Consider the following 22,050-nt stretch of genomic DNA (forward strand, 5'->3'; position numbering starts at 1 on the left):
TTAATGCTCCTGAGCTAAAGAGGTCGGCTGAGACGGCGAGCGACGGCGATTAAGTAACAGCATGAGGAACGCGGACAGCAGCATGAATCCACCCACCACAAACATCGGCAAGGCGTAGCTGTTGGTGGCGTCATGCAGCGCGCCGGTGATGTAGCCCGCGGAGAAGCCCGCTACGTTTCCTAAGGTGTTGATCAAGGCAATGGCTGCGGCGGCAGACGCGCCGGTCAGGAACTGCGTTGGTAAGGTCCAGAAATTCGGCAGTGCAGCGAAGATGGAGCTGGCGGTAATCGCAATCACCATAATGGTGGTGAACGGCGAATCCATATACAGCGCCAGCGGCACGCTGATGCCGCCTGCCAGCGCTGGAATGGCGATATGCCAGGTTTTGCAACCGCGACGCGTGGCATCTTTCGACCAGAAGAACATCACCACCGCCGCAATCAGATACGGCACGCCGGTAATCAGCCCTTTCTGCATCACGTTAAAAGTGGTACCGAACTGCTGCTGGAAGCCCGCGATAATGGTTGGCAGGAAAAACGCCAGCGCATACAGGCCATAAATAAAGCCGAAGTAAATCAGGCACAGCATCCAGACGCGGCCGTTGCCCATCACCGAGCGCAGGCTGTGTTTTTGATGGCCCTGCTTCTGTTGATGCTCGGCTTCCAGTTCGGTGGTCAGCCAGGTTTTCTCTTCGGCGGTCAGCCACTTGGCCTGACGCGGCGAATCCACCAACCAGAACAGCGCGACGATACCAATCAAAATCGCGGGAATCGACACGCCCATAAACATCACGCGCCAGCCTTCCATGCCGAACAGGCCGTGCTGCTGAATCAGGGACGCGGCTAATGGCGCACCGAACACCACCGTTAGCGGCTGGGCAAGATAGAACAGCGACAGGATTTTGCTGCGATGACGTCCCGGCACCCACATGCTGAGGTAGAGAATCGCGCCTGGGAAGAAGCCGGCTTCAGCGATACCCAGCAGCAGACGCAGCGTATACAAGCCTTCCACACTGCTCACCCAGGTGAACAGCAGCGAGACAATGCCCCAGCTGATCATGATGCGCGCCAGCCAGCGACGCGCGCCGAACTTATGCAGCGCCAGGTTGCTTGGCACTTCCAGCAGAATGTAGCCAATAAAGAAGATGCCCGATGCCAGGCCAAACTGCAGTGCGGTGAGGCCGAGGTCTTGCGTCATGCCGTTGGGGCCGGCAAACGAAATCGCTGTGCGATCGAGGAAGTTGATAAAGAACATCAGCGCCACGAACGGCACTAAGCGCCAGGAGATTTTTCTGATGGTGGATTGTTCCACCGCTGTCATTGATGGTTGGTTCATAACGCACCTCCACGACGTGCGTGAGTGATCATTTCTTTATGTGGTGTTGACCAATCGCCAAACAGGCGCTGGCTGCAGGAGTACTGAGAGGTACGGTGTAAATGACACATGTTCGAGTCCTCGATGGGTCTTCTTGTACATTGGTATAGTCATGCGAACATATGAACACTACACGGATAATTGTGCATCTCTCAACTGCAACACGCGAAAGTGTGAGCGGCTTCATGAGATCTGATTTTGGTCAATTTATCGGATTACTGCGCCCATACGGCTCGGCACAGGCGGTTTAACAGGGTTTTCTGAGGCATTCAGGCGCGATCCTGAAGGCAATTCATATGAACAACCATTGAACATATGATTGATTTTGTGGCAGGCTAACTATGAACATCTTCTCGCCTGCTGAACAAACGTGCAGGCGTCATTGCACACCCTGCTGGAGAACGACGATGAAAACTATCGCAATTGGCGCCGATGATGCGGCTATCGAATTGAAAAATGTGATTAAAAAGCTGCTGGAAGAGAAAGAGTATGTGGTGACGGATTACACCAATGACGCGCAAAACGACCGTCCGATGTACCCGGATGTGGCATTTGCGCTCGCCACCGCCATCCAGAAGAACGAATTTGAGCGCGGCATTCTGCTGTGCGGCACCGGCATCGGCGTGGCGATTGTCGCCAACAAGGTGGAAGGCGTGCGCGCGGCGCAGTGTCATGACACCTTCTCTGCTGAGCGTGCTCGCAAGAGCAACAACGCGCAGATCATGACCATGGGCGCGCGCGTCATCGGGCCTGAGCTGGCGAAGAACATCGTGAATGCCTGGCTGGCATCGGAATTTGAAGGTGGCGGCTCAACCGCCAAAGTAGACAAGATCGGTTACTACGAACAAGTATCCCACGCTAAATAAGCGCCGACGTCGCACCTCTGGAGAACCTTATGTCGACACACCGGGAAAGAGCCAACGCCATCCGCGCTTTGAGTATGGATGGCGTACAACAAGCCAATTCGGGACATCCGGGCGCCCCGCTGGGCATGGCGGACATCGCTGAAGTGTTGTGGCTCGACTTTTTGCAGCACAATCCACGCAATCCTCACTGGGCTAACCGCGACCGCTTCGTTTTATCGAACGGTCACGGCTCAATGCTGATTTACAGCCTGTTGCACCTTAGCGGTTACGATTTGCCGCTCAGCGAATTAAAAAATTTTCGTCAGCTGCACGCCAAAACGCCGGGGCATCCCGAATACGGCTACACACCCGGCGTTGAAACCACCACCGGCCCGCTGGGTCAGGGCATCGCTAACGCAGTGGGTTTTGCCATTGCCGAGCGCACGCTGGCGGCGCAGTTCAACCGTCCGGGTCATGACATCGTAGACCATAACACCTATGTGTTTATGGGCGACGGCTGCATGATGGAAGGCATCTCACACGAAGTCTGCTCCATCGCCGGTACCCTGAAGCTGGGCAAACTGGTTGCCTTCTACGATGACAACGGCATCTCCATCGACGGTTACGTTGACGGCTGGTTCACCGACGACACCGCCAAACGTTTCGAAGCCTACGGCTGGCACGTGGTGCGCGGCGTGGACGGTCACGATGCGGACGCGATTAAAAAAGCGGTGGAAGAAGCCAAAGCGGTTTCCGACAAGCCTTCGCTGCTGATGTGCAAAACCGTGATTGGCTTCGGTTCGCCGAATAAAGCCGGTACGCACGACTCGCACGGCGCGCCGCTGGGTGCCGATGAAATCGCGCTGACCCGCAAGCAGCTCGGCTGGAACCACGGTCCGTTTGAAATCCCTTCAGACATCTACGCGCAGTGGGATGCCAAAGAAGCCGGCCAGGCGAAAGAGTCGGCGTGGGACCAGAAGTTTGCCGCCTACGCCGCCGCGCATCCGGAGCTGGCTGCCGAGTTCAAACGTCGCGTGAACAATGAGCTGCCGGCGAACTGGGCCAGCGAGTCGCAGAAGTTCATTGAGCAGCTGCAGGCCAGTCCGGCGAAAATTGCCAGCCGTAAAGCCTCGCAGAACGCTATTGAAGCCTTCGGTAAAATCCTGCCGGAATATCTGGGCGGCTCCGCTGATTTGGCGCCGAGTAACCTCACCATGTGGTCTGGTTCTAAGCCAATCAACGAAGATGCGGCGGGCAACTACATCCATTACGGCGTGCGCGAGTTCGGTATGACCGCCATCGCCAACGGTATCGCGCTGCACGGCGGCTTCCTGCCGTACACCGCCACCTTCCTGATGTTCGTCGAGTACGCGCGCAACGCCGCACGTATGGCCGCGCTGATGAAGATCCGTCAGATCATGGTGTACACCCACGACTCAATTGGTCTGGGCGAAGATGGCCCGACGCATCAGCCGGTTGAGCAGATGGCCAGCCTGCGCGTGACGCCAAACATGAGCCTGTGGCGCCCGTGCGACCAGGTTGAGTCAGCGGTAGCGTGGAAGTACGCGATTGAACGCGTGGACGGCCCGTCGGCGCTGATCTTCTCGCGTCAGAACCTGGCGCAGCAGGATCGTAGCGCTGAGCAGCTGGCTAACGTGGCGCGCGGCGGTTACGTGCTGAAGGACAGCGAAGGTACGCCAGAGCTGATCCTGATCGCCACCGGTTCGGAAGTGGAGCTGGCGGTGGCGGCGTTTGATCAGCTGACGGCGGAAGGCCGCAAGGTGCGCGTGGTGTCTATGCCATCCACCGACGCCTTCGACAAGCAGGACGCGGCGTACCGTGAATCCGTGCTGCCAAAAGCCGTTGCCGCACGCGTGGCGATTGAAGCGGGTATCGCGGATTACTGGTTCAAATACACCGGCCTGAACGGCGCGATCGTCGGCATGACCACCTTCGGTGAGTCGGCGCCTGCGGATCAGCTGTTCAAAGAGTTTGGTTTTACGGTTGAGAACGTGGTTAACACGGCGAGATCGGTGTTGTGATAGGCGATCGCTAAATGGTGCCCCGACAAAATAAAAGGCGGCTCTGTTGAGTCGCCCTTTTTACTACGCGGTAATACGAATGATTTTTTGCGTCATGCTCATGGCGGAATCAAATGGGCCGGTATTGCGCACGATTTTCACCATCAGGCTGGCGCCCACCCACAGCTGATACAGGCTCTCCGCTACACGCACAGGTTTGTCATCGACAGACAGCGACCCTTCCTCAACACCCGCTTCTAGCGCATCCGCCAGTCGCGCGATAATGCCGGCCGTGCCGGTCTGTAGCGTGCCGCGCATGCTATCCGAGAGATCGGCAACTTCCGCGCCCAGCTTCACCGCCAGACACTTGCCCTGACAATCGGAGAACGATTGCGATTCACGCCACAGCTGCCAGTAATTCATCAGCCGCTGCGCCATCGTCAAGCCCGGCTGGCTCAATGTCGCGTCTAGCTCAGCCAGATAATCATCGAAATAGCGCGCCAGCATATCCACCCCAAAAGCCTCTTTCGAGCTGAAGTAGTGATAGAACGAGCCTTTTGGCACACCGGCATCGGTGAGGATTTCATTTAATCCGACAGCCGAAAAACCCTTGCCGGCCATAATGCGTTGGCCAGTGGCAAGGATGTGATCGCGGATTTCATTGCTATGCAATTGGGATGTAGTCGTCATAGCGGTAGATTACCAAATACTAGACCAGTCGTCTAGGCGCTAAGCATGCGTTTACTGCTGCGATAAGGGAGGCGGACAGCGGTTCGCCTCCCGATTCGTCTATTACGCCAGTTGCTTGATCAACTGTTGCGCCGTCTCTGCTGAAGACGTTGGGTTTTGTCCGGTAATCAGCAAACCATCGCTGACGACATAGGAACTCCAGTCCGCGCCTTTCGAATACAGACCGCCCTTCGCAACCAGCTCGTCTTCCACCAGGAAAGGCACCACCTGAGTCAGGCCAACCGCTTCCTCTTCACTGTTGGTAAAACCGGTGACTTTACGGCCTGCTACCAGCGGTTTTCCTTCCGGCGTTTTGACGTGACGCAGCACGCCCGGCGCATGACACACCAGTGCAACGTGCTTGTTGGCGGCCAGGAAGCCTTCGATCAGCGCGATTGAGTGCTGATCTTCTGCTAGATCCCAGAGCGGACCGTGACCGCCTGGGTAAAACACCGCGTCGAAATCGGCTGGCGATACGCTGTCCAGACGCACGGTGGCGGCGAGTTGCGCGGTTGCTGCTGCATCCGCTTCAAAGCGATGCGTTTGCTCCGTCTGGAAATCGGGCTCATTGCTTTTAGGATCTAACGGCGGGTTGCCGCCTTTCGGTGACGCCAGCGTGATTTCTGCGCCAGCATCTTTGAATGCGTAGTAAGGCGCGGCCAGCTCTTCCAGCCAGAAACCGGTTTTGCGGCCGGTGTTACCCAATTGGTCGTGTGAGGTTAGAACCATAAGAATCTTCATCATCCATCTCCTGCTTGCTGGGTTTAAACTTCTAAACTAGACCAGTCGTCTAGCGCTTGAATGCAAAGTATCAGCTAATAGACCAGTCGTCTAGAGCTTAATTCATTTTATTATTGAAATGGAATGCGCTGCTGTTTCTTACCTTTCGCTCCGCTTCAGCGTACTCTGTCCCGGTTTGCCCTTTCTCACGGAACCGAAAAAATCATGTCCACCCTACGTTTGCTAATTTCTGACTCACACGATCCCTGGTTTAACCTCGCGGTAGAAGAGTGCATTTTCCGCCAGATGCCGACGACGCAGCGCGTGCTGTTTCTCTGGCAGAACGCCGAAACGGTGGTTATCGGGCGCGCCCAGAATCCGTGGAAAGAGTGCAACACGCGGCGCATGGCGGAAGACGGCATCAAGCTGGCACGACGCAGCAGCGGTGGCGGCGCGGTGTTTCACGATTTGGGCAACTGCTGCTTCACCTTTATGGCCGGTAAACCGGAATACGATAAGTCAGTCTCCACGGCGATTATCCTGCGCGCGCTGGAACAGCTCGGCATTCCGGCAACAGCCTCCGGTCGCAACGATATCGTGGTGAATGTGGATGGCGAAGTGCGTAAGATTTCCGGATCTGCTTACCGTGAAACGCCGGATCGCGGTTTTCATCACGGCACCTTTTTGATGAATGCTGATTTGTCGCGTCTCGCAGATTACCTCAATCCAGACATTAAAAAATTACAGGCGAAAGGCATTACCTCGGTGCGATCGCGCGTGGCCAACATTGCCGATTTGGTGCCAGGCATCAGCTTTGAGGCGATCTGCCGTGAGGTGATTGCCGCCTATTTCGCTTACTACCAGGAAGAGTGCGAACCGGAGCATATTTCCCCCGCCGCACTGCCTGATTTGCCTGGTTTTGAAGAGCAGTTTGCGCGGCTAAGCAGCTGGGAATGGAATTTTGGTAACGCACCGGATTTCTCGCATCTGCTGAATGAGCGTTTTGTCTGGGGCGGCGTTGAGATCCACTTTGATGTCGAACGCGGCGTGATTTCTCGCTGCCAGATTTTCACCGACAGCCTGAACCCTTCGCCATTAGAAACGCTGGAGTTGCGTCTACAGGGCGCGGTGTATCGACCTGAAACCGTATTGGCGCAATTAGCGCAGTTGAAAGCAGAATATCCTCAGCAGATGAATGAGCTGAGCGAGCTGGAAAGCTGGCTGGTGGCGAGTGTGAGCTAAGCGTAAATTGGTCGCCATAAATGGCGACCAAACATTACTTATTCTCGGGCTGTACGACTAAATCCGGTTCTTTGCCTACCAACATCAATGTCAGACTAAACGACATAATAAGCGCAATGGCGACGCCGGAAATGGCCCAGATAAAGTACGGGCCAATATAGGCCGGCAAACTGAATATACTGGAAAGAATATAGCCGTATAAACGCACGCCAAAGAAACCGATAAAGGCCGAAGCCAGCGCACTGGAAACCGTTGCCGCAATAAAGGCTTTTTTGTAGCGCGTTAACACGCCAAACAACGCCGGTTCTGTAATGCCTAATAATGCTGAAATGGCGGCTGAAAGTGTGACCACGTTGTCCTGACGATTTTTAGTCAATTTCCAGATAGCAAATGTGGCTCCGGCAATCGACATATTTGCCATAAACATCATCGGCATCAACATGTCATAACCGCGATCGCTGAAATTCTGTAGCGCAATCGGTGTCATCGCGTGATGCATGCCGGTTAGCACCGCTACGGGGCGAATGGCACCGACAATTAAGCCAGCAAAGCTCGCTGAGATACTGAATAAGCCCTCAATAAACAGCGCCAAACCTTTGCCAAGCCAAATACCCATCGGGCCAATTACCACCAGCGCGGTTAATGCCGCCAGGAACAGCGTTAAGGTTGGGGTAAATACGGTTTTCAATACTTCCGGCATAATGCGATCCACCCCGCGATGGATATAGCTGAGAGCCAGAATAGAGAAGATAACCGGGATAACGCTGGAAGCATAATTAAATACCGAAACCGGCAGCACGCCCATCAGCCAAAATGCGCTTACTGCGCCCTCCTGATGCGCCGCCAGCGATTTTGCCGCATCAATTAAAGAGGGATACATTAAACACGCCGCCACGGCTGCGGCTAAATACTCGTTGGTTTTAAAGATTTTGGCGGCGGAGACCGCTAAAAAGAACGGCAGGAAATAGAACACGCCGCTTGCAATTAAATCAATCACCATTACCGTATCGCTTTTGGCCGAAACCAGCTTTAACGCCACTAATCCGGCCAGCAAACCTTTGATCATCCCGGCACCAGCAATGGCGGGAACAATCGGGCCAAATACGCCCGAAACGGTATCCATAAACAGCGATACCAGGCTTTTGCGCGCTTTCTCGTTTTGCGCGGGCTGAACGCCGTCGTTATTTAATACCGGAACGATTTGCTCATACCAGCTATTGACCTTGGGCCCGATAATAATCTGGAATTGTTCACTCTGCATTTGCGCGCCCAATACGCCGGGCAAGGTTTTAATTTCGCTCTGCTTAACTTTATTGTCATCAATAAGGTCAAAGCGCAGACGCGTCATGCAATGCCAGACTTTATTGATATTATTCTTCCCACCCACTAAGTGGATTATGTTTTTTATTACTTCCTGCGTTCCCATACGTGCTCCTGAGGGAAGAAAAACAGCCTGATGAAATCTGCACTGGATGGTAATAAATAACGCTCGACAAAACAAACCAATAAATCATGACTGCTATCACAAAACCCGCTGCAACAGGGCCATTAAGTTTTAAAATAGCAAATTGGTCTGTTTTTATCGCGATAAATACTCTTTTTTACTGACCAATATTTATTGGCTGAAAAAGGGTTTGCGTCTCAATAAAAACCCGGTAATGATACGCCAAAATAGCTTGTCTACAGGCCTTGAAATTGAGCGCAGTCACTACGCCACAGGAGTATTTCACGTGACCCCAACCCTTATTGAAAGTATTGAGTGTTTTATTACCCGCCCCGATCGCCATAACCTTATTACCGTACGCGTCACCACCAATAAAGGGATTATCGGTCACGGCTGCGCCACCTTTCAACAGCGTCCTTTGGCGGTAAAAACCATGGTGGATGAGTATCTAGTGCCGCTATTAGTTGGACGCGATGCCAACAATATTGAAGACCTGTGGCAGATGATGAACGTTAATGCCTATTGGCGTAACGGGCCGGTGACCAACAATGCCATTTCGGGCGTGGATATGGCGCTGTGGGATATTAAATCGCAGTTAGCCGATATGCCTTTATATCAGCTGTGGGGCGGCAAAGCGCGCGATGCGATTGCAGCTTACACCCATGCCAGCGGTGAAACGCTGGAGGAACTTTATACCTCCGTTGATAACGCCTTAGAGAAAGGCTATCGCCATATCCGCTGTCAGCTGGGCTTTTACGGCGGAACGCCGAAAGAACTCCACGCACCGGAAAATAGCACCTCCGGCGCTTATTACTCGCAGCAAGAGTACATGACGAATACGGTCGAGATGTTCCGCGCGTTGCGGGAGAAATACGGTCACTGTTTTGAAATATTGCATGACGTGCATGAGCGCTTATTCCCGCAGCAGGCCATTCAGCTGGTAAAACAGCTTGAGCGGTATATGCCCTACTTCCTTGAGGATGTGCTCCCACCCGCGCAAACTGGCTGGCTAGCGCAGTTGCGTCAGCAAAGCGCGGTGCCGTTAGCGTTAGGCGAATTATTTAATAATCCCGCAGAATGGCACGAATTAATTGTCAATCGTCGCATCGACTTTATTCGTTGTCACGTCTCGCAGATTGGTGGTATTACGCCGGCATTGAAACTGGCTGCACTGTGTCAGGCATTTGGTGTGCGACTGGCATGGCACGGACCAGGCGATATGACGCCGATTGGCGTGGCGGTTAATACACATCTGAATATTCATCTGCACAATGCTGCGATTCAGGAATTTATTCCACGCTCAACGCTGACGGATGCCATTTTCCCTGGCGCGCCGGAAATTAAAAATGGCTATCTCTATCCGCCGCAAGCATCAGGTATTGGCGTCGGCTTTGATCAAGCGTTAGCGGAAAAATATCCGGTGGTTTATCGTCCGCATGAATGGACGCAGAGTCGCCTGCCAGACGGCACCATGCACACGCCATAAGTTAACGCTGTTGCTGGCGGAAACGCAGATTATCCGGGTTATGCGGAATCAGATAGGTGCAGGTGTAATTAATATCTACGATGTCGCTGATTTCATACACCTGCCCGCCCTGCAAAATACCACGATTAATAATGTGCATCGCCGGACTGCCTTTTTTACAACCCAGTAGCGTCGCCTGTTCGCGGTTAACGCTAATCGCACGATAGCTGGTGAGTAAATGTGAGATTTGGTAGCCTTTGGACAACACATATTGCTGTATCGAGCGCTCAATAATCTCACCGTTGAGATCGGTAAATAAGGTTGCGGGCATACGCGATATTTCAATTTGTACTGCCACATTATCGACATAGCGCAGGCGGGAAAACTCCCAGATAAAGGCGTTGTCGTTAATGGCGAATATCTGTTGCTCATCACTATCGGGGCGTCTTTTACGCAGGCTAAGTGAGCGGTAATGCATCTGATCAAAGCGCTTTTCGGTGATCGAATTATAAACCAGCGGGTTATTACGTACCGTTTCATTAATCCAGATACCTGATCCCTGCACGATACGTACCGCGCCGATACTCACCAGTTTCTCCAGCGCCTGGCGGATAGTGAAACGCGATACGCCATATTCCTCGGCCAGCTGGCGTTCTGGCGGTAATTTGCGTGGCGCGGAGGTATCTTCCTGATAGATCTTGCTCAGCAAATCCTGGGTAACGAACTCTTTCTTTTTCATTGAATTACCCTCCTCCGGTGTTTTATCCGCAGATGATAGCACGATGTTATGAGGAGGATGGGTTAGGTGCCCATGAATGGCGGCTCTACAGGCTTTTCTGCACCAGAAACGCAATCAGCGTTGCATCCCGCTCGCCCATCAACGCTGGCAAAGCCTTGTTATCGCTCACGGAATCGCCTTTGTGCATCCGTTCATTATCCATACGCACAATGCCGTCCAGCACGGTAATCCAGCTGGAAAAGCCTGCACGCTGTGGCACATCCACCTGTTTGCCGCGCTCCAGTTTCAGGTCATAAATGTATACCGCCTGATTCAGCGCCAGCGGCGCCTCACTGCCGTGCGGCCCTGCCAGTAACGTCCATGCGTTCACTGCCGCACCGTCCGCACGGGTAAAGGTATTGACCTGCGGCTCACCGCCGGTTTGCGCTGGATTAATGGTGGCCTGCAACATCTCGGTTTCGATAAAAGGCGCAGACTCGGCAAAGCGCATGCCGCTACCGGCACTCAGCAGCAGCGCGCGTTTGGCGTTAAGGGAGTGCGTTTCACCCTGCTCGGTGCTGTACAGCAGCGAACCGCGCCAAACGTAGCTGAAAATCTCGCTATCCTGATGAGAATGCAGCGGGATAGTGGCATCCAGTTGCAGCGTCATTTGGTCGACAATCGCCAGCGGTCCAAACGCTTCACCGGGACGCTGACGGCGAATGGTGAAAGGACCATATTCAAACAGCTGATCGCGTTGGGCGCGCAGGATGTTCATGATGTTATTCCTTGATGATTTTTTCTGTCCACCATCATAGAGGTCTGAAAAATCATGAACAGCAGGCAAAACTGCTCGCTTAAATCAAAAAAACTGAACAACGCTAAAGCGCCGAAATAATCAGGTCGGGTTAATGTTTTTATTCATCGCCAGTACAGCTTTAATTGCGTAAAATAGCCGCTTTATTCTGCGAGTGTAATAATCATGAACCGAAGCGAACAGATCCTGGCCGCCGCCGAGCAATGCATGCGGCTGAAAGGCTTTCACCAGACATCGATTCAGAATATTGCCAGCCAGGCCGACGTCAGTATTGGTTTAATTTATAAATACTATAAAAACAAAGAGGCGATCATTGAGGCATTAGTCACCAATGTGGTGCAGCGGATGATCACGCTACTCAATGCAGACTTTGAACGTATCGCGCATATGAAAGGACATTATCACGAAGCGGAGGATATTGTGCCGGCGGCAGTGGAAAACAGTATTATTCTGCTGATGGAAGTGTCATCTGAAGCCACGCGTAATAATCGCATCCAACAAATCATGCTCGATGCCTGGCATGATCTTAAAAATAATTTTATTGCTCAGGAGCAGACGCTGCACCCCGAGCAGGACGCCAATGCCATTCACACCCGCTTATATGTGATGTCGCTGATTATTGACGGCATTATTATTCGCCGCTGCATGAAGCAGCGCGATATGGAGTCGGGCTTTATGCCGTTTTTCAATGCGGTGGTGAATGATGTCTATCCGCACGGTGCGATGTAAATTCAGCCGAACAGATGCTGGCTGAGAACGCCGTTAACCCGCTGCATTTCACGTTGGTCCAGGTCGCTATCGACGAAGGCGCGACAGGCGACGCCATCGACCAGCAGCAATAAAAATTGAATGCGATTGGCGCGCTGTGTTGGATTGATATCAGGTTGTTGCGCGCGAAAAATAGCCGCTAACTCAGCAAGTAATAATTGCTCCTGCTGGGCCAGAATGGTGCGCACCGATTCATTACGCGACGCCTCAGAATACATTTCCAGTAATAATTTCCGGTCCTGACTCGGCCAATGCTGCCAGAATGGCGAATCAGCGTTGATAATATCCTGAGTCGATTGTTGTGCGGGCAAGTGTTGTATTAAAAACAGACGCCAATTCTGCGCGATGCTTTTTATTGTTTCCATCACAATAAGCTCTTTACTGCTAAAGTAACGATATATTTGCCCTGCCCCTAACGCAGATTCACGGCTAATATCCGCCATGCTGGCGCCATGAAATCCGGAGCGACTAAAACAGACTTTCGCCGCAGAAATCACCTGCTGCTGACGCTGTAAGAGAAAATCGTCATGTTCAGAGTGACTCACATTGGCTCCGAAAAAGAATTTATCGTTTATTCCCGTCATCATACGTGATGCGTTTCCGGTGAGAAACCCAGACAATGTTTCCAATTCTTGCTTCCCCGCACGCAGGCATTGTAGCGGCGCAATTTATTGCGCGATAAATCGCGCCGCTACGAAAGTGCAACTATTGCGTGCTCATTATTTCAGATTCTTTCAACGCCGTGCCGCCACCCATCACTTTATAGAAGGTGATCAAATTCAGGTAATAGGCTTGCTGCGTACTCACCAGATTGGTTCGGGCACTGTACAGCGTGCGCTGCGCGGTTAACGCATTGAGGTAGCTATCAACGCCGTTGCGGTAGCGCAGATCCGCCAGATGATAATAGGTTTGCGATGCCGCTACATTACGCTGCTGACTGCTGAGCTGATCGTTGATGGTGCCACGACGCGCCAGCGCATCCGCCACTTCCTGGAAGGCGGTTTGCACCGCTTTCTCATACGCCGCTACGTAATACTCTTTCTGTGCTTTGGTGTATTTCAGGTAAGAGACGTTGTAGCCGCCCTGGAAAATCGGCAGTGAAATGCTCGGTGCAAACGACCAAATGCCCGCCCCGTTTTTAAACAGCGTCGACAGATCGCTACTGCCGACTCCGCCGCTGCCCGTCAGCGTAATGCTCGGGAAGAAGTTGGCACGCGCCGCGCCGATACTGGCGTTGGCAGACTTGAGATTATGCTCGGCTTGCAGCACATCAGGACGATTCAGCAACGCATCTGATGAGACGCCCGCAGGCACCTCGCGCAGTGCGTTACCTATCGACTCAATGCTGTCAGGCAGCAGGTTATCCGGCACGCTGCGGCCCACCACCAAATCCAGCGCGTTTTTATCCTGCGCCACCAGCGTGCTGTAGCTGGCGACATCGGCCTGCGCGGACTGATAGGTGGTTTCCGCAGACGAGACATCCACCATCGAGGCGATGCCATTTTCCATCTGCTTGCGCGTCACCTGCCACGATTGTCGCGCGCTCTCAGCGGTCTCCTTGGCAATCGCCAGATTGCTGCGATCGGCGGCGAGCTGCAGCCAGTAATCCACGGTGTTGTACAACACCGTCAGGCGCGTGCTGCGTGCGCCCTGCAGCGTGCCGAGATAGGTTTCATACTGCTCGCGCGTCAGGCTCTGGTTTTTGCCAAACAGATCGAGTTCAAACGAACTGACGCTACCTTCTGCTGAATAACTGTTGCTGATGGCGGTTTGATTGCCTTCGCCGGTCAACGCGCGCGAACGCGTGCCGCTCACGCCGGCGCTAATAGCCGGGAACAGATTGGCGCGCTCTTCACCGTATTGCGCATGCGCGGATTTAACGCTGGCCACCGCTTCACGCAAGTCGCGGCTGCTATCCAGCGCCATCGCCACCACCTGCCGCAGTTTAGCGTCGAGCACATAATCCTGCCAGCTCAGGTCGCGGTAGTTGCTGGCTGGCGTGCCTTGCAATGAACGATAGGCTTCACCGCTCGGCATCTGGCTGCTGACCGCGCCTTGCGGGCGCTCATAGTGCGGATCGAGCGACACACAACCCGACAGCAGCGCGGGAACCAATACCATTAAGAGTTTTGCCGACATGTTATTCCCCCGCCTTGGGCACAGATGCATGATTATCGTCATGCGGTATCGCCGGGAACACGCGACGCACCAGAACAAAGAACAGCGGTACAAAGAAGATCGCCAGCAAGGTAGCAGTCAGCGTGCCGCCAATAATACCGGTACCGATCGCAATACGGCTGTTGGCGCCCGCGCCGGTGGAAATCGCCAGCGGCAATACGCCAGCGGTAAATGCCAGCGAAGTCATAATGATGGGCCGCAGGCGCATCGATGCCGCGTGCGTCGCCGCCTTCACCAGGCTTTCCCCTTTGCGGTAATTGTCTTCAGCGAACTCAACGATCAGAATCGCGTTCTTCGCCGACAAGCCAATGATGGTTAACAGCGCCACCTGGAAGTAGACGTCGTTTTCCAGCCCGCGCAGGCTGATCGCCAGCAGCGAGCCGATCACCCCCAGCGGTACGACCATCATCACCGAGAACGGCACCGACCAGCTTTCATACAACGCCGCCAGGCACAGAAACACCACAATCAGCGAGATGCCATACAGCGACATCGCCTGGTTGCCGGAGAGTTTTTCCTGATACGACAAGCCGCTCCACGCAAAAGTGGTGCCCGCCGGCAGCTTCGCAGCCAGTTTTTCCATCGCGCTGATCGCATCCCCGGAACTCTTGCCGGCCGCCGCCGAACCTTCGATTTCGTAGGACGCGAGGCCGTTATAGCGAGACAGTACATCCGGGCCATACGCCCACTCCGAGGAGGCAAACGACGCAAACGGCACCATGGTGGTATTGCTGTTGCTATCGCTGCCGCGCACGTACCAGCGATCGATATCTTCCGGCTTGCTGCGGAACTGCTGATCGCCCTGCATGTAAACCTTCTTCACGCGGCCACGATCGGTGAAGTCGTTGATGTAGCTGCCGCCAATCGCCGCACTGAGCGTGTCGTTGATGTCGCTGATGGTGAGACCCAGCGACTGCGCTTTTTCATCGTCGATATTGACTTGCAGCTGCGGCAAATCCGGCAAGGTGTTGGCACGCACCGCGCTGAGCAGCGGATCCTGATTGGCTTCAGCAATCAGCTGATTGCGCATTTGCAGTAGCTGATCGCGCCCGGTGGCACCACGCGCCTGCAGCTCAAAGGTGAATCCGTCTGACTGCCCCAAACCGGACACCGACGGCGGCGACAGCACGAAGATCTGCGCATCACGAATGCTGGCAAGATTGGCCATTGCACGCGCGGCAATGGCATCGGCACTGTTTTCAGCACCTTTACGCTCGCTCCAGTTCTTCAGCGAGATAAAGCCAATCCCGGCGTTCTGGCCGCTGCCGGCAAAACTGAAGCCATTCACCAGCATGCTGACGTTGACGTTGTCTTTTTCTTTGGTCGCGAAGTATTCCTGCACCTGACGACGAACCGCGCTGGTGCGGTTTTCCGTCGCGCCCGGTGCCAGCTGGTATTGCACCATGATATAGCCCTGATCCTCAGTCGGCAGGAAGCCGGTCGGCAAACGCATATACAGCACCGCGCAACCGATCAGCAGCACCGCGTAGAGCAGCAGATAGCGCACCGAACTGTGCAGCACATGACCCACGCCGTTGTGATAACGCGTCTGCACGCGCTCGTAGCTGCGATTAAACCAGCCGAAAAAGCCCTTTTGACCGCCTTCTTCGTTGTGCGGTTTGAGCAGCGTGGCGCACAACGCCGGCGTCAACGTTAACGCCACAATCACCGACAGCACCATCGATGACACAATGGTGATGGAGAACTGACGATAGATAACACCGGTTGAGCCGCTAAAGAAGGTCATCGGCAGAAACACCGCCGACAGCACCAGCGCGATACCAATCAGCGCGCCGGTGATCTCTTTCATCGATTTTTCAGTGGCCTGACGCGGCGGCAAACCCTCTTCGCGCATCACACGCTCGACGTTCTCTACCACCACGATTGCGTCATCCACTAACAGCCCGATGGCGAGCACCATGCCGAACATGGTTAAGGTGTTGATCGAGTACCCGAACAGTGACAGCACGCCAAAGGTTCCCAGCAGCACCACCGGCACGGCAATCGCCGGAATCAGCGTGGTGCGGATGTTCTGCAGAAACACGAACATCACGATCACCACCAGAATCACCGCCTCGATCAGGGTTTTCACCACCTCTTCAATCGAGATTTTCACAAAGTCGGTACTGTCGAGCGGATACGCCACTTCATAGCCCGGCGGCATGCTGCTGCGGAACTCGTCGATGGTGGCTTTCACCTGTTCGGCGGTTGACAGCGCATTGGCGCCGGACGCCAGCTGCACCGCGATCCCTGAAGCCGGATGACCGTTCGCCAGCACGTTGGCGCTGTAATCCTCATCACCCATTTCTACGCGAGCCACATCACTCAGATGCACCACCGAGCCGTCGCTTTGGCTTTTCAACACGATATTGCGGAACTGTTCCGGCGTTTGCAGACGTGAACGCGAACGCACGGTCGCCACCAGCTGCTGCTCTTTGCTGGCCGGTTGCGCGCCCAGCTGACCGGAGGAAACTTGGGTATTCTGGCTCTCCAGCGCGCTGGTCACATCGGACGGCATCAGCGAAAAGGAGGCGAGTTTGGCGGGATCGAGCCAGATGCGCATGGCGTATTCGGCACCAAACACCTGCACGCTACCGACGCCCGGCACGCGCGCCAGCGTATCTTCCATGTTGCTGACCATGTAGTCCGCCACATCGGCCGAGGTGCTTTGGTTGGTTTTATCGTACAGCGCCAGAATCAACAGGAAGTCGCTTTGCGCCTTCTCCACCGTCACGCCTTGCGTGGTAACGGACGTCGGCAAGCGGCTTTCGGCCTGCTGCACTTTGTTCTGCACCTGCACCTGCGCAATATCCGGATCGGTGCCCTGCTGGAAAGTGACGCTGATTTTTACCTGGCCGGTTGAGGCGGTGCTGGTGGAATCGAAATAAAGCAAGCCGTCGAGGCCGGTGAGCTGCTGCTCGATCACCTGCGTGACGCTGCTTTCCAGCGTTTCCGCCGACGCGCCGGTGTAAGTGGCCTGAATACTGATCTGCGGCGGTGCGACGTCGGGATATTGCGCAATCGGCAGGCTTTTAATGCTGAGCACGCCAAACATCATGATGCAGATGGCGATCACCCAGGCGAATACCGGGCGGCGAATAAAGAACTGAGCCAACATAGTTACTGGCCTCCGCTGCTGGCGCTGTTTGGCGTCACTTCAACTGCTTTTACCGTCATCCCGGCCTGCACTTTGGCGGTGCCTTCGACAATCAGCTTGTCGCCGCTGTTTAACCCGCTGGTCACCAGCCAGGTGTTGCCGATAACCCGATCGGTCACCACTTCCCGGCTTTGCACTTTGTTCTCGTTATCCACCACCAGCGCCGTGGCGTTGCCCTTAGCATCACGCGTGATGCCCTGCTGCGGTGCCAGAATCGCATCGTTTTTAACACCGTTGGTGACGCTGGCGCGCACATACATGCCCGGCAACAATTCATGCTGCGGATTGGGGAAGATGGCGCGCAGCGTAACGGTTCCGGTGGCTTCATCAACCGCCACTTCGGTCAGTTCCAGCCTGCCGGGATGATCGTAATTGCTACCGTCTTCCAGTTTTACCGTTACTGGCACCACATCGCTGCTCTGCTGGAGGGAAGCCTGCTGACGCTTCAGTTTCAGCAGTTGCACGCTGGATTGCGTGAGATCGACATAGATCGGATCGAGCGCGCGAATGGTCGCCAGCGCCGTGGTTTGCGCCGAGGTCACCAGCGCGCCCGGCGTCACTGACGAGATGCCGATGCGGCCAGAAATCGGTGCTTTGATTTGCGTGTAGTTGAGGTTGATGCGGGCGCTTTCGACGGCGGCACGATATTGATCAACCGACGCCACGTTCTGTTGATAGGTTGCCAGCGCATCGTCGGCATCCTGACGCGATACGCCGTTCTCTTTCACCAGCGCGCTATAGCGCGCGGATTTTAACTGGCTGCTTTTCACTAACGCCTGCTCATTTTTCAACTGCGCAACGGCCTGATCGTAGCTGGCCTGATAGCTGGCTGCATCGATTTGATACAGCACCTGACCGGCTTTGACTTCGTCGCCTTCGGTAAACAGGCGCTTCTGGATGATACCGTCCACCTGCGGACGCACTTCCGACACCATGCTGCCCACCACGCGTCCGGTGAGTTGACTATCGAGCGTCACCGACTCAGTTTGCAGCGTTTTCACGCCGACTTCGGTGGTCATGTCGCCCGCTGGCGGGGCGCTATTTTGGTCACAGGCGGCGAGCAATAACACCAGCCCGGCGATGGCCGTGCGCTGAAAATTCTTCATGAATAATCCTGTAGTGAACGTTCATTCTCAATCGAGAGTCTACCAAATCGCGGATGTGGGCGTATGTCAGGAAAATGAAAAGAGCGCTCCTGAAAAGCGACAGCAGAATAGCGTCCTCTTTGATTGAGGATTTTTAAAGGTTAAATCGCGATAGGTTACAAAGTGTTGCTAACGATAATGAGTTATAATCATTAATGCAAATGATTATTATTTACATGAGAGTAAACGTTAACCCGATGCGCGGTCTTGCATGCGCACCCTACGAAAAATTATGTACCACCTTTAACGCCAACTGCGGGCTGGTTAATGGCTGACTACCGGCGCTACACAGCCTGGACGCTGCCGCCATGGAAACCTGGGCCAGCGCCACATGATCTGCGCCCTGCTGTTTCCCGTCTGCCACCGCTTGCGCAATCATTTGCAGATACGCATCCTGATGACCCGCTTTGAACGCCGCCCATGCGCCAGGAATCAGCTGGACAACAGGATGCTGTTCAACCGCTAGCGTCGCTGGGCAAAACAGCGCGCGCGTCGCCGCCAGCGTGGATTCCGCCGCACACAGCACCAGAGATTTACCCGGCAAACGGTGCACCTCATCGGCCAGCATGCGATCGGTGCGATACACCGGGCAATCATGCCCTTCAACACAAAAACCATCGGCAACCGGACCCAGCGTCGAGCAGGTAATCAGAATCGCGTCGAACCACGGCGTCAGGCTGCGTAACAGCTGTTCCAGCTTTTGCTGCTGCGAAGCGGTCATGCCACCGGTCAGCTCCGCTTCCGCCAGCAAATGCGGCATCACGATATGACTCAGTGCGCCGTTGCTCATGCCCAATGAGTGCGCGGCGTCATCGAAAATAGCGATATTACTGGCGGCGGTATGCAGGCAGGCGATAGTCATAGAATTCCTGATTAGTGGCGTCTCTTAGGGATGCTCAATATAACCTGACAAAAACAAAAAAAGGCGCCACAGCGGGCGCCTTATTCTATTTCACTGCAATTACTTCAAACGGAATGCCACAACGCTGTCACCCGCCTGGGTGCCAAGCGAACCGTGACCGCCTGCGGCAATCACCACGTACTGCTTACCGTCTTTACCCATAAAGGTAGACGGCGTGGCTTGCGCACCGGCACTCAGCTCGGTCTGCCACAGCAGTTCGCCGGTGGTGCTGTCGTAGGCGCGGAAGAAGTTATCCGCAGTTGCACCGTGGAACACCAAATCCCCTGCGGTCAGCAATGGACCACCGTGCGCCACCATGCCCATCGGGAAGCCGATGGGGAAGCGGCCAGGCAGGAAGCTGGTCTTCAGGTTTTTGGTGACGCCCACGCGACGCAGCCATTCGGTTTTACCGGTCTTCAGATCCACGCCCACCATGCGGCCCCAAGGCGGCGCTACACAGGGAATGCCGAGGCCTGACGCCATCTGCTGGATATGGATCGCGTAGTCACCGTGGAAGTTTTCGTTCCAGTATGGCGTGCCATCTTTGGTAAACAGGCGCTCGGTGGCGGTCTGCTCGGTGCGTTTGATCAGGTTGTATTTGTAGGCCAGACGCACTGGCGCGGCAATCAGCATTTGACGCTGCGGATCGACAGCAACAGAACCCCAGTTGAACACACCAATGTTGCCAGGGAAGATCAGTGAACCGCCTTCCGTTGCGGGCGTCCACGGATTGCCATCATAGCGCAGGCTACGGAAATCCATGCGGCATGACATCTGGTCAAACGGTGTGATGCCCCACATTGACTTCTCGGTCAACGGCTGTGGGATGAAGTTCAGGCTGGAAACCGGCTGAGTCGCCGCAAATTTCTCACCGGCTACGCCACCTTCAGTCGAAACCTTCACCTGGTTCACCGGATACACCGGCTGGCCGGTAAGACGGTTCAGCACAAACAGGTTGCCGGTTTTGGTCGGCAGGATCACCACAGGCTGCTTCTGGCCTTGATAATCGATGTCCACCAGCGAAGGCTGTGACGGATTATCGCGGTCCCACAGATCGTGGTTGGAGCTCTGATAGCGCCATTTGAACGCACCGGTTTGCAGATCCAGCGCCACCAGCGCATCACGGAACTTCTCGGTGTTGCTGTTTGGATCGCGTTCAATGCCCACTTCATCCGGTGAAGCGTTACCAAACGGCACATAGACTACGCCATTTTTCAGGTCAGCACTCAACGTGCCCCACGCCACTGGCGTGTCCTGCGGGTAGTTTTGACCGGCAGCAATTGGCGCGGTGTTTTCCGGGTTAGCCGGATCAAAGTTCCACACCAGACGACCGCTTTGCACGTCATAGGCACGAATCACGCCTGACGGGTTGCCGCTGTTGAAGCCGTTATCCATCACGGAACCGCCAACGATCACCAGCTTGCCCGCCACCAGCGGTGCTGCGGTTTGCATCAGCGCATGTGGACGTACTTCACCCATGTTGGCGTGAAGATCAACCACACCGTTCTGACCGAAATCAGCGCACGGTTTACCGGTATCGGCATCCAGCGCAATCAGCTGCGCATCGGTGGTGGCGTTAAAGATACGTTTACGGCAGATGGCCGGATTCGCGGCGCTATCCTGCGCGGCAACCGGGGTTTCTTCGTAGTAGCTTACGCCGCGACAGGTCTGATGCTGCTGCAGGTAAGAGCGATCTTTATTTGGCGTGAATTTCCACTTCACCGCGCCGGTTTCCGGATCAAGCGCATGCACTTCGTTATGCGGCGTACAGAAATACAGCATACCGTTGGCTTTCAGCGGCGTAGCTTCGAAGGTGTATTCGGTGGCATCCGCATCCTGGCGCAGATCGCCGGTGTGGTAGGTCCATGCAACTTCGAGGTTTTTGACGTTGTCTTTGCTGATCTGATTCAGCGCCGAGAAACGCAGGCCGTCAGACGAACCACCGTACGCGGTCCAGTCGTTAGCGGCGCCCTGCTCGCTGTTTTGCTCGCGGGCATTGCTGATGGTGCCTTGCTGCGGAACCGGATCGTAGAAGCACAGACCAATCACCACCACGATCATGATAATCACGGTGCCGCCGAGGAAGCCGTGAAAACGGCGTTCGCCGCGATACAGCGGTTTCACCACCCACGGCATCGCCAGCCACAGGCCGATCACGCCGAACAGGTCACCGCGTGGGATCCACTGCCATTTATCAAAGCCCACTTCCCAGATAATCCAGGCGAGCGTAATCCACATCAGCACCGCATACAGCGCCAGCGCGCTGCGCTGGTTGCGGAACAGTAAAATTGCGGTGATAAGTAATCCCACCGCCATCAGCGCATAGAAGGCGCTGCCGCCCAGCATCAACAGCTTGCCGCCCATGTACAGCAAGGCAATCGCCAGAATCGCGAGCACGATACTGGTTAATTTGTTAACCATGCTAATCCCTCAACCATATTCATCGAAAAACCTCAAAAATAACCCCACATAAAATCAACAGAATTTTAACTTACGTTACCGTTTAGTAAAAACCCGTTGCGAGGT

17 protein-coding genes are annotated in these 22,050 nt (G+C 54.7%); 5 read left to right on the top strand and 12 right to left on the bottom strand.

Annotated features, from left to right (window positions below; translation table 11 throughout):
- Positions 1-1,335 (bottom strand): MFS transporter, encoded by a 1,335-nt coding sequence (locus MWH02_RS02105; RefSeq protein ID WP_101764431.1) that lies wholly within the window; start codon positions 1,333-1,335, stop codon positions 1-3.
- 446 nt (positions 1,336-1,781) lie between these two features.
- Here MWH02_RS02105 and MWH02_RS02110 point away from each other — a divergent pair, with 446 nt between their 5' ends.
- The gene (locus MWH02_RS02110; protein ID WP_101764432.1) at positions 1,782-2,240 is read left to right on the top strand and encodes an RpiB/LacA/LacB family sugar-phosphate isomerase; all 459 of its coding nucleotides are present in this window, start codon (positions 1,782-1,784) and stop codon (positions 2,238-2,240) included.
- A 29-nt stretch (positions 2,241-2,269) separates the two neighbouring features.
- Positions 2,270-4,261, top strand: a complete 1,992-nt coding sequence (tkt, locus tag MWH02_RS02115; RefSeq protein WP_271459805.1) for a transketolase — start codon at positions 2,270-2,272, stop codon at positions 4,259-4,261.
- Positions 4,262-4,324: 63 nt separating this feature from the next.
- Here tkt and MWH02_RS02120 read toward each other — a convergent pair whose 3' ends face one another.
- Together MWH02_RS02120 and MWH02_RS02125 are read right to left on the bottom strand one after the other, a co-directional pair.
- A complete protein-coding gene (locus MWH02_RS02120) occupies positions 4,325-4,930 on the bottom strand; it encodes a TetR/AcrR family transcriptional regulator (RefSeq protein WP_271459806.1) in 606 nt (201 codons plus the stop codon).
- Positions 4,931-5,032: 102 nt separating this feature from the next.
- Positions 5,033-5,710 carry a type 1 glutamine amidotransferase domain-containing protein gene (locus MWH02_RS02125; protein ID WP_271460169.1) on the bottom strand — a complete coding sequence of 226 codons (678 nt, stop codon included), beginning with the start codon at positions 5,708-5,710 and terminating at the stop codon, positions 5,033-5,035.
- A 204-nt stretch (positions 5,711-5,914) separates the two neighbouring features.
- Here MWH02_RS02125 and lplA point away from each other — a divergent pair, with 204 nt between their 5' ends.
- Positions 5,915-6,931, top strand: coding sequence for a lipoate--protein ligase (gene lplA, locus MWH02_RS02130; protein ID WP_271459807.1), 1,017 nt, complete (start codon positions 5,915-5,917; stop codon positions 6,929-6,931).
- 34 nt (positions 6,932-6,965) lie between these two features.
- Here lplA and MWH02_RS02135 read toward each other — a convergent pair whose 3' ends face one another.
- A complete protein-coding gene (locus MWH02_RS02135; protein ID WP_271459808.1) occupies positions 6,966-8,357 on the bottom strand; it encodes a PTS transporter subunit EIIC in 1,392 nt (463 codons plus the stop codon).
- Between the two features lie 304 nt (positions 8,358-8,661).
- On the opposite strand from MWH02_RS02135, the gene MWH02_RS02140 reads away from it, so the two are divergent.
- Entirely contained in the window at positions 8,662-9,861 is a 1,200-nt protein-coding gene (locus MWH02_RS02140) for an enolase C-terminal domain-like protein (protein WP_271459809.1), read from the top strand.
- A 1-nt stretch (position 9,862) separates the two neighbouring features.
- Here the strand turns inward: MWH02_RS02140 and MWH02_RS02145 are convergent, their stop codons facing one another.
- Together MWH02_RS02145 and MWH02_RS02150 are read right to left on the bottom strand one after the other, a co-directional pair.
- Entirely contained in the window at positions 9,863-10,579 is a 717-nt protein-coding gene (locus MWH02_RS02145) for a GntR family transcriptional regulator (RefSeq protein WP_101764439.1), read from the bottom strand.
- 85 nt (positions 10,580-10,664) lie between these two features.
- On the bottom strand, positions 10,665-11,336 hold the full coding sequence (locus MWH02_RS02150; protein WP_271459810.1) for a pirin family protein: 672 nt from the start codon (positions 11,334-11,336) through the stop codon (positions 10,665-10,667).
- Positions 11,337-11,540: 204 nt separating this feature from the next.
- On the opposite strand from MWH02_RS02150, the gene MWH02_RS02155 reads away from it, so the two are divergent.
- A complete protein-coding gene (locus MWH02_RS02155) occupies positions 11,541-12,104 on the top strand; it encodes a TetR/AcrR family transcriptional regulator (RefSeq protein ID WP_271459811.1) in 564 nt (187 codons plus the stop codon).
- Positions 12,105-12,106: 2 nt separating this feature from the next.
- Here the strand turns inward: MWH02_RS02155 and MWH02_RS02160 are convergent, their stop codons facing one another.
- The 6 genes from MWH02_RS02160 to MWH02_RS02185 form a co-directional block, all read right to left on the bottom strand.
- Complete coding sequence (locus MWH02_RS02160) at positions 12,107-12,730, bottom strand: TetR/AcrR family transcriptional regulator (protein ID WP_271459812.1); 624 nt, start codon at positions 12,728-12,730, stop codon at positions 12,107-12,109.
- 118 nt (positions 12,731-12,848) lie between these two features.
- The gene (locus MWH02_RS02165; protein WP_137385761.1) at positions 12,849-14,282 is read right to left on the bottom strand and encodes an efflux transporter outer membrane subunit; all 1,434 of its coding nucleotides are present in this window, start codon (positions 14,280-14,282) and stop codon (positions 12,849-12,851) included.
- 1 nt (position 14,283) lies between these two features.
- Positions 14,284-17,439, bottom strand: coding sequence for an efflux RND transporter permease subunit (locus MWH02_RS02170; RefSeq protein WP_222233477.1), 3,156 nt, complete (start codon positions 17,437-17,439; stop codon positions 14,284-14,286).
- A gap of 2 nt (positions 17,440-17,441) precedes the next feature.
- Positions 17,442-18,584 carry an efflux RND transporter periplasmic adaptor subunit gene (locus tag MWH02_RS02175; RefSeq protein ID WP_271459813.1) on the bottom strand — a complete coding sequence of 381 codons (1,143 nt, stop codon included), beginning with the start codon at positions 18,582-18,584 and terminating at the stop codon, positions 17,442-17,444.
- Between the two features lie 259 nt (positions 18,585-18,843).
- Positions 18,844-19,485, bottom strand: a complete 642-nt coding sequence (locus MWH02_RS02180) for a glutamate racemase (protein WP_271459814.1) — start codon at positions 19,483-19,485, stop codon at positions 18,844-18,846.
- Positions 19,486-19,584: 99 nt separating this feature from the next.
- Complete coding sequence (locus MWH02_RS02185; RefSeq protein ID WP_271459815.1) at positions 19,585-21,945, bottom strand: membrane-bound PQQ-dependent dehydrogenase, glucose/quinate/shikimate family; 2,361 nt, start codon at positions 21,943-21,945, stop codon at positions 19,585-19,587.
- Positions 21,946-22,050: the final 105 nt, after the last annotated feature.

The sequence above is a fragment of the Pantoea leporis genome, from assembly GCF_028048155.1.
Taxonomy (GTDB): Bacteria; Pseudomonadota; Gammaproteobacteria; order Enterobacterales; family Enterobacteriaceae; genus Pantoea; species Pantoea leporis.

Coding starts and splice junctions, on each gene's coding strand:
- MWH02_RS02160 (WP_271459812.1), bottom strand. CDS start 12,730: ATGATGACGGGAATAAACGATAAATTCTTTTTCGGAGCCAATGTGAGT.
- MWH02_RS02180 (WP_271459814.1), bottom strand. CDS start 19,485: ATGACTATCGCCTGCCTGCATACCGCCGCCAGTAATATCGCTATTTTC.
- MWH02_RS02185 (WP_271459815.1), bottom strand. CDS start 21,945: ATGGTTAACAAATTAACCAGTATCGTGCTCGCGATTCTGGCGATTGCC.
- MWH02_RS02165 (WP_137385761.1), bottom strand. CDS start 14,282: ATGTCGGCAAAACTCTTAATGGTATTGGTTCCCGCGCTGCTGTCGGGT.
- MWH02_RS02120 (WP_271459806.1), bottom strand. CDS start 4,930: ATGACGACTACATCCCAATTGCATAGCAATGAAATCCGCGATCACATC.
- MWH02_RS02105 (WP_101764431.1), bottom strand. CDS start 1,335: ATGAACCAACCATCAATGACAGCGGTGGAACAATCCACCATCAGAAAA.
- MWH02_RS02170 (WP_222233477.1), bottom strand. CDS start 17,439: ATGTTGGCTCAGTTCTTTATTCGCCGCCCGGTATTCGCCTGGGTGATC.
- MWH02_RS02175 (WP_271459813.1), bottom strand. CDS start 18,584: ATGAAGAATTTTCAGCGCACGGCCATCGCCGGGCTGGTGTTATTGCTC.
- MWH02_RS02150 (WP_271459810.1), bottom strand. CDS start 11,336: ATGAACATCCTGCGCGCCCAACGCGATCAGCTGTTTGAATATGGTCCT.
- lplA (WP_271459807.1), top strand. CDS start 5,915: ATGTCCACCCTACGTTTGCTAATTTCTGACTCACACGATCCCTGGTTT.
- MWH02_RS02125 (WP_271460169.1), bottom strand. CDS start 5,710: ATGAAGATTCTTATGGTTCTAACCTCACACGACCAATTGGGTAACACC.
- tkt (WP_271459805.1), top strand. CDS start 2,270: ATGTCGACACACCGGGAAAGAGCCAACGCCATCCGCGCTTTGAGTATG.
- MWH02_RS02110 (WP_101764432.1), top strand. CDS start 1,782: ATGAAAACTATCGCAATTGGCGCCGATGATGCGGCTATCGAATTGAAA.
- MWH02_RS02155 (WP_271459811.1), top strand. CDS start 11,541: ATGAACCGAAGCGAACAGATCCTGGCCGCCGCCGAGCAATGCATGCGG.
- MWH02_RS02145 (WP_101764439.1), bottom strand. CDS start 10,579: ATGAAAAAGAAAGAGTTCGTTACCCAGGATTTGCTGAGCAAGATCTAT.
- MWH02_RS02135 (WP_271459808.1), bottom strand. CDS start 8,357: ATGGGAACGCAGGAAGTAATAAAAAACATAATCCACTTAGTGGGTGGG.